This is a genomic window from Lepagella muris, assembly GCF_004793975.1.
Classification (GTDB): domain Bacteria; phylum Bacteroidota; class Bacteroidia; order Bacteroidales; family Muribaculaceae; genus Lepagella; species Lepagella muris.
Map to the genome: position 1 here is coordinate 1 of NZ_SRYB01000060.1, position 7,346 is coordinate 7,346.

At 45.3% G+C, this 7,346-nt stretch carries 4 protein-coding genes; all 4 read right to left on the bottom strand.

What is annotated here, in order from left to right; translation table 11 throughout:
• Positions 1-109: 109 nt before the first annotated feature.
• The 4 genes from E5331_RS19870 to E5331_RS19885 all read right to left on the bottom strand — a co-directional run bounded on the left by E5331_RS19870 (position 110) and on the right by E5331_RS19885 (position 7,070).
• Positions 110-1,450, bottom strand: a complete 1,341-nt coding sequence (locus E5331_RS19870; protein WP_123483651.1) for a M64 family metallopeptidase — start codon at positions 1,448-1,450, stop codon at positions 110-112.
• A 41-nt stretch (positions 1,451-1,491) separates the two neighbouring features.
• A complete protein-coding gene (locus E5331_RS19875; protein WP_123483652.1) occupies positions 1,492-4,044 on the bottom strand; it encodes a glycoside hydrolase family 31 protein in 2,553 nt (850 codons plus the stop codon).
• Positions 4,045-4,308: 264 nt separating this feature from the next.
• Complete coding sequence (locus E5331_RS19880) at positions 4,309-5,583, bottom strand: serpin family protein (RefSeq protein WP_123483653.1); 1,275 nt, start codon at positions 5,581-5,583, stop codon at positions 4,309-4,311.
• Between the two features lie 206 nt (positions 5,584-5,789).
• Entirely contained in the window at positions 5,790-7,070 is a 1,281-nt protein-coding gene (locus E5331_RS19885; RefSeq protein WP_123483654.1) for a serpin family protein, read from the bottom strand.
• Positions 7,071-7,346 lie beyond the last annotated feature (276 nt).

Consider the following 7,346-nt stretch of genomic DNA (forward strand, 5'->3'; position numbering starts at 1 on the left):
ATCGTTATTTTCCTTAAAAAAATTCACAAATCAAAATAGTTTAGACAACTTCATTATTTTGTATTTATCGTAAAATATTTGAGGTAAAGTTTTTTTAATGCTAAAAACTTCACTCTGTGTAGAAGTTGATGAGCTTTGTTAGGGCTGCCTCGCATACGGGGCAGAAGGTGGGATGGTAGTTGTCGCGCATACGGCATGTCTCAACCGGACGATATACCCCTTTCTTTTTGTAGCCACCACCTTCAAACACACCGACCACCTGCTTGTCGCCCTTCTTGGCATTACCTTTCTGCTTCATACGCTCCTCGCGTGTGCCGCCTTTATCCACCCATGGGGTCGGCACCGGAGTGCCCGGAGTTATCATATCCTTCCATTTGGAATCGAAATCCACGAGCGTCGTTATGTTCGGTTCCCATGGCTCAATGTCGAGTGGATACGTGCCGTCCTCCTCTCCGTCGTAGAAATATTCGTCGGCAAGTCCGCCGAAGCTGTGCCCGAACTCATGTACGGTGACGGGAAGCGTGAATTGGTTTTTTGCGGCTGCGATATGGTATGAATTGTAGATACCACCTCCTCCGTATTCATCCGTATTGACCAGCACCATTATATGCTCGTAGGGGATGCCGCTGAGAGCATCGTGCATCTTTTTCACGTGGGGGGAGGTGAGATAACGGGATGAATAGAATGTGCTGTAGTGCGATCCGAAAGCCGTATCTTTCCATTGCTTCTTCAGCGGCACACTGACGCCACTCTCGCGTGATGGCACCATCACTGCCACGAAGTTGAATTTATCCTTATTGGAGGCATACGGCTCGTATGACAGCATCACATCCGCGAATTTCTGTGCATGGTTGATGAATGAGTCCATCTCTTCAGGGCGGTATCCCTCGGCAATCATAGCCACGTCGATAGCTTTCTTCGGGTCGCCACCTTTATGTATGTATTTATGAGGATATGGATTCTCACCTTTTATGGCTACGAGCTCATCATCCGGACGGTAGAGGTGGGTCATTGTCCCGATAGGCTTGTGGCGGTTGTCGCGAAGCTCAACCGTGATTTCCGCCTCACGCTTGGGTAAGGGCACCTGGAAGGAATTTTCAAAAGAATTGTTTACCGATTTTGCTTCCGGAGTATTGATCCATTCTTGAAATAGCGAGGAGAATGAATTCATGTAGAGAGTGTCGCGGGTCTGCGGGTCAATGACGGTGATTGTGCCGTTACCGAGATACGGAGCCTCCTTTAGATGGGCGCGACGTCCGTACCATCCGGCGGATTTCGACTGGGAGTCGAGCATGATGTGTATTCCGGAGGGACCACCACCGAATATGTAGTCCACGCGTAGAGTGCTGTCGGCAAAGTTCTTGCAGAATCCGCATCCGGCATGACCATCTGCTGCGGCAGTCGAAAGTGCCGCGGCAATGAAAAGTGTGCTTAAACTGAATTTTTTCATCTGAATGTAGTATTAGGTTGAAAGAAAATACGAAAAACAGGTTATATCCGGATGCTTCTCTTAGAACCGGAATATTCAATCCTTTTGCTTGTGCCGTCAGGAAGGATTACGTTGAATATCCGTTTTTTTTGCATACCGTCAAATTCTCCTTTCCTCTTGCCGATAGTAAGGCGGCGGGTGGAATCTTCCCAGATAATAGGTATTGTGGAGAATGCACCTTTCTCATAGTTGTAGTTGTCGCCCTCATCTTCGTAGAGTGTGAAGGTGCAGTCTGCTCCGGGATATACGTGCAGGTCTATCGGAGAATCGGCGTTATCGGCAGCAAATTGTCCGGCTTGTTTCATCGGTATGATGGATCCGGCTTTCGCGAATACCGGTATCGTGGCGATTGTCTCTTTTGTCAAGGCGATTGTGCCTCCGTCATATCTCTTGCCGTTGCGGAAATCATACCATCCGCATCCTTCGGGTAGATACGTGGACCATTCCTTCACCCCTCCCTCCACGATGGGCGACACGAGCAGCGACGGTCCGAACATATATTCGTATTTTTGCTGCAGTGCATTCTCATCGGTGGTGAAATCCATCACCAACGGGCGCATCATCGTGTAGCCATCTCGGCTTACGCTTGCTGATACGGAATAGATGTAGGGCATAAGTTCGTATCTCATGCCGATGAATTTACGTGCCACGGAGTCAACCTCATTGCCGTAACGCCATGGTTCGGTATTGCTCATGTAGCCATGCACGCGCATCAGCGGAAGGAATGTGCCGACCTGTAGCCAGCGCAGCAGCATCTCCTTATATTCCTCATTCTCATATTGGTTGCCGGGACGGAAGAATCCACCCGCATCAAATGTCCACCATGGGAGTCCGGTTACCATCTGTCCGAGACCGCCGGTTATCTGTCGGCGTAATGTCTCCCAGTCGTGTCCTACATCGCCCGACCACGTGGCGGCGGCATAGCGTTGCATGCCCGGAAATCCGCTGCGGGTCAGTATCATTGCGCGTTTATGAGGCGCATCCTTGCGCAGCCCTTCATAGACGGTGCGGTTGACGAAGAGCGGGAAAGCATTGCGGTAGACCTCCCCGGGTAGTTTCCCGCCATTTATGCGTCGTCCCTGAAGGTCATCGTTTTCCGGCTCCGTGGCGTCTTGCCACCATGCATCTATTCCGTATGGCTTCAGCAGACGGCTGCTGAAGTTGTCCCAGTAATAGCCTGCCGCTTCCGGATTGAAGAAGTCAACCCATTCGCTTCCCGGCAATAGATAGCCTCTCTCTTTGGCTACCTTGCCTACCTCCGAGTTTACGTCAAGTTTTGACCATACGGAGATCATAAGCCGGATGTCGGCATCATGAAGGGAATCCACCATCAGCTTTGGGTCGGGATATTTGTCAAGGTCGAAGCACATTGCGTTCCAGCCATGTCGTCCCCAATATTGCCAGTCCTGTACGATCACGTCTATCGGTATCTGACGCCGACGGAACTCGTCGGCATTTTCAAGCAGTTCCTTCTGTGAGTCGAAACGTTCGCGGCAATGGATGTAGCCGAGAGTCCACTGCGGCATCATCGGGGCGGGTCCCGTCAGCTGGCGGTAGGAGGCGATCACCTCATCTGGAGTGCCTGAAAAGACGGTGTAGTCTATCCCTGTCGACACGGGTGAGCGTAATTCCGTCTCATTTATATTCTTGCGCCAATGGAGTGTCGGCGCGTCATGACTCTCTCCCTCCACTCTCACGCGATGCTTGCCTTTGTCGAGTGTGGTCATCAGGGATGTGGTCGGCGGTAGCCAGAGGTTGTTGAAATCCACAAGCACTTTTCCGTCGACCGATAGCTTATATTTCCGGGCCATCCGTTGCCCCACGTCAAGAAGTAGGCAGTATTCACCGGTCTCTGGTATATTCATCTCCCCTTCAAATGCGTTCACGCTGCGTGTCTCGCGGGCATTGCCGGTGGATGTGGTGATATCTACGGTGAATGAATCCCCTTCGGTGCCTGCCGGGGTCAGACTGACTGAATCGGATGCAGGATTTAGCTCGGTAAGTCCGTAGTTGTTCCAGAGAAGACCATATCCCTTATTGGAGAGTATGAAGGGGATTGAGATCTGAGTGTTGACCTGGGTCAGACGGCGTGAGAGTCCGCGTAGATTCAGGTATCCGTCCTGAAACTGACCGGTGCCGTAGATGTATTCATCGGCAGGTGAATGAAAACGTTGTCCTGATATTGTGGTGGGTTCATTCTGTATGGTGGATGGTTGCGATATTCGGGAATGTTCCACCTCGCGGAGAATCACGTTGCCATCTGCGTTGATGAAAGTGATGGCATCAGCGGTGGAGTCGTAGGTGGCAGTCAGATTCTTCACTTTCAAAGTGTTGCCGGAAATGCTGCTTTCCACATTCTGCGGATTGACGTATATCAGTTCATCGGTGGTATGCCCTTGCTGGCCATCTATCTTTACGCGTATCGCATTATCACTCATCGGAATAAGGACGATATCTCCCCCTGTGCGTGCTATCGTGAGGTTGTCTGCGGTCACTGAGGGGGCAAATAGTATTCCTGCCAATAACGTGGTAATCAAGTTTCTATGATGATTCATCGGTCAGTTGCTTTATATCTTTATAATTAAATGGTTTAAGGTTTAATGTTTATGGTTTATGATCATTAAATTTTGTATAATGAAAAGATTCGTGGATTTTCGTGAATCTTAAACCTTAAACTATAAACTTCACTTCAGTGGGTTACAATATGCAAAGATAGCTCTTTTTGTCAAATCGGCAAATTGCGAAGTGTAACTAAATGAAATATACCCCAAAAGTTGGATAAAAACTTTTGGGGTATGGTTGCCATGATATCTGATTTCTCAGATGTCGGTGATTCTTCCAGATATTATGCAGGCTCCTGTGCTTGTCTCATTAAGGAAGAAATAAAATGGTCTGTCTACAGTTACGGAATATGACTTTCCGGCTAATGGAGCAAGTATGTCAACAATACCTCCTGTAACAGCGGCAGCCTTGACACCTTTCTCATCTATCTGGAATGCGGCTCCCTGAAGGAATGTGATATAGCCGTCCTCTATGGCTGGATCAAACATATCCAGTCGGAGATCCCGGTTGACTTCCGGTAGATTCCCTGATGCAAATATATTGTTCAGTCTTATTTCGTTCTCAATCTTGAATTTGGGTATTCCGACAGATAGATTGCACAATACGGATTCTTGCATCAGCTTATTCATAGTTTCCGGCGTTAGCATGGAGTTGGCTTCTTCAAGCGACAGCTTTTCATTAGGTAGCACAATTCTAAGATTGAATGCTGAGTTGCCGAAATTAAGTGAGAACATTTTGAAATTTCCGTCGTCGGCATATAGTCTGTTGGCGGAATATGCATGCATCATATCCACCTGAGCAGGTCCGTTGCTTCCGTTGAAAATCTGTTTCTTGGTGTTCTCCTCAAGGAATGTTCCCTCTTTCCATAATCCTTTGAAATATACGGCATTCAGGAATACTGCAAGCGTGGCAGGGTCAAGCTGCTTAATAAATTCGGGAATAAGTCCGGCAGTCTGTGTGGAACACCATTTGTTGATGTCTTTTATCACCTTGTTTATATTCCCCTTAAAATCATTGTAGCTGATTATTGCCTCATACTCCTTATTCATTAGGGAAGAGAATGAGTCCGTAAGTTTGAATTGATTGTTTACCCATATTGAATTTGCAAGTTTCAATTCAGTCTGGTTATCAAGTTTGGGTAATTCGGTGAGTAGTATTTCGGCGAGTTCATTCAATGCGTTTATGTCGCTTGTGCCGAGATATCCCGCGATTTTCGTTTGCACTTCCTGATCTGTGCCGTTGGCAATCATTGCGAGCACCATAGATGCCGATAGAGGTGATACGGAGAAGTTTTTTGATGTGAAACTTGCATCATTATCAACAAAATTAGCGGCATCGGTGGTGAACCCGATATAGAAATCCATAAGGGATCGTGCGGCAGCACGGGTTTCGGAAGATAGCTGTATGTCTACCCGTTCATTCGGGGTTACGTTATCTGGACCATTATCAATGGAATCTGAAGAACATGCTATTGGTATGAATGCTCCGAGAACAATCATGCAGCTACTGATGATTAGATTTATTTTCTTCATAATGGGATGATATTTAAATGATTATTGAATGTCAGATCTGATAAGTATACTATGATCAAGATTGAAATTATGTCCTCCCGCATTCCAATCGGTATCATATGGACTGTAAAAAATATTATCGTATGATCCTGAATATCCCCAATTCATGGATATGCTGGATGTTGTTTCCGTTTTGATGATTTCATTTGTCCAAGGATAGCTATTATCTAAGGCTCGGAAATATAACCGGATAGAATACATGCATTTGTGCTAAATTCAGTAATAAAAAAGAAGAACGGTCTGTTGACTTTGAAAACACTTGGATTTTCAGAGTCGGAACCACCGAATCCAAAGATAAAATCTCCTTTGGAGGCACTTGCAATCTCAGCACCTTTTTCGTCAAGTTTCAAGGATGTGGCGTGTTGCATATCAAGGAAAGCCTCAAATTCTTCATTTGCAAATGTCGCGGTGATAACTCCTGATATTTTGGAAAGTCCACTTCTCTTGAGAATGGAATTCAATGATAGGGATGAGACAAGATTAATTTTGGGGAATTCGACTATAAAAGTATCTTTAAATGAGGATTCATTAAGAACATCGAGATTCTTTTTGGCTAATATATCCACAACGTTTATTGTAGGAATCCCCGGCTTGGGCATCACCACCCACATACCGAATGCAGAATTTCCGAATTCAAGAAATACAGCTTCAAAATTATCATTCTCACAACAAGAGAGAACTGATGGTTCGGACACCATCATGTCAACTGTTTTATTGCCGTTTTCCCCTTTGAATGAATCTTTTTTAGTATTCTTCTTTGTAAACAAGTTGGCAGACCACGGCGAATTGAAATATATAGAGTTCAGTGCGATTGCTGCGGTTAATGGATTTATGTGGTCAATAATATTCGGGATCTGTCCATTCGTGTGGTTATGACACCATGAATTTATTTTTTTTACGGTTTCGGATTCTTGCCCTGAAAAATTTTCATTGTGTATCCCCGCAGTATAATAATCGGTCAGAAGGGATTGAAATTCTTGCTTTGCCGTAAGCGGATTATTGATCCAGAAAGAATTTGCGATAGAGCATGAAGAGAGTTCGTCAGCAAGGGGAAGTTCTTCGATAAATTGAGCACACAGGGAATTTAGAGATGACAGATTCTCACATCCGAGATATGAGACTATTTCTTGCTGTACCTCTTGGTCAACGCCATTTGCCACCATTCCCAGCATCATTGATACAGATAATGGCGAGATAATTATGTTTTTATCCTGACTGTCTGATTCAAGTGCATTTTTCACAGCTTCAGCTGTGAATGACGTGTAGAAATTCTTAAGATTTTCGGCAGTCGCACGTGTCTGTGCAGTCATCTGTATCGACTTCCTTTCAGATGCGATCAGTTTCTGATCTGTATCCGGATTGTCATTTTCGGAAGAGCATGACGTAATGAATCCTAAGCTTCCGAGAAATGCCATTATTGAAATGAATGTAAAAACAGTTAGTCTCATAGTCTTTTATTTTATACGTGGATTGTTTCGGTAAGTATTTTGGATATATGTTTAGAGATGGATGTTGAGTACTCCGTTGAAATTTAGATCATCAATTATCCATGCATCATCAGTGGAATAAAATGCATCATCAAATTCTCCATCATATTATTTGGGATGGCAATGGAATTTCATCTTGACATGCGACAAAAGTCAGAAACAATGACACAAATGGAATAATAAGAGGTTGTTTAAAAATTATTGTTAACAGAGGTGAGTTTTCGGAGCGTCAACACC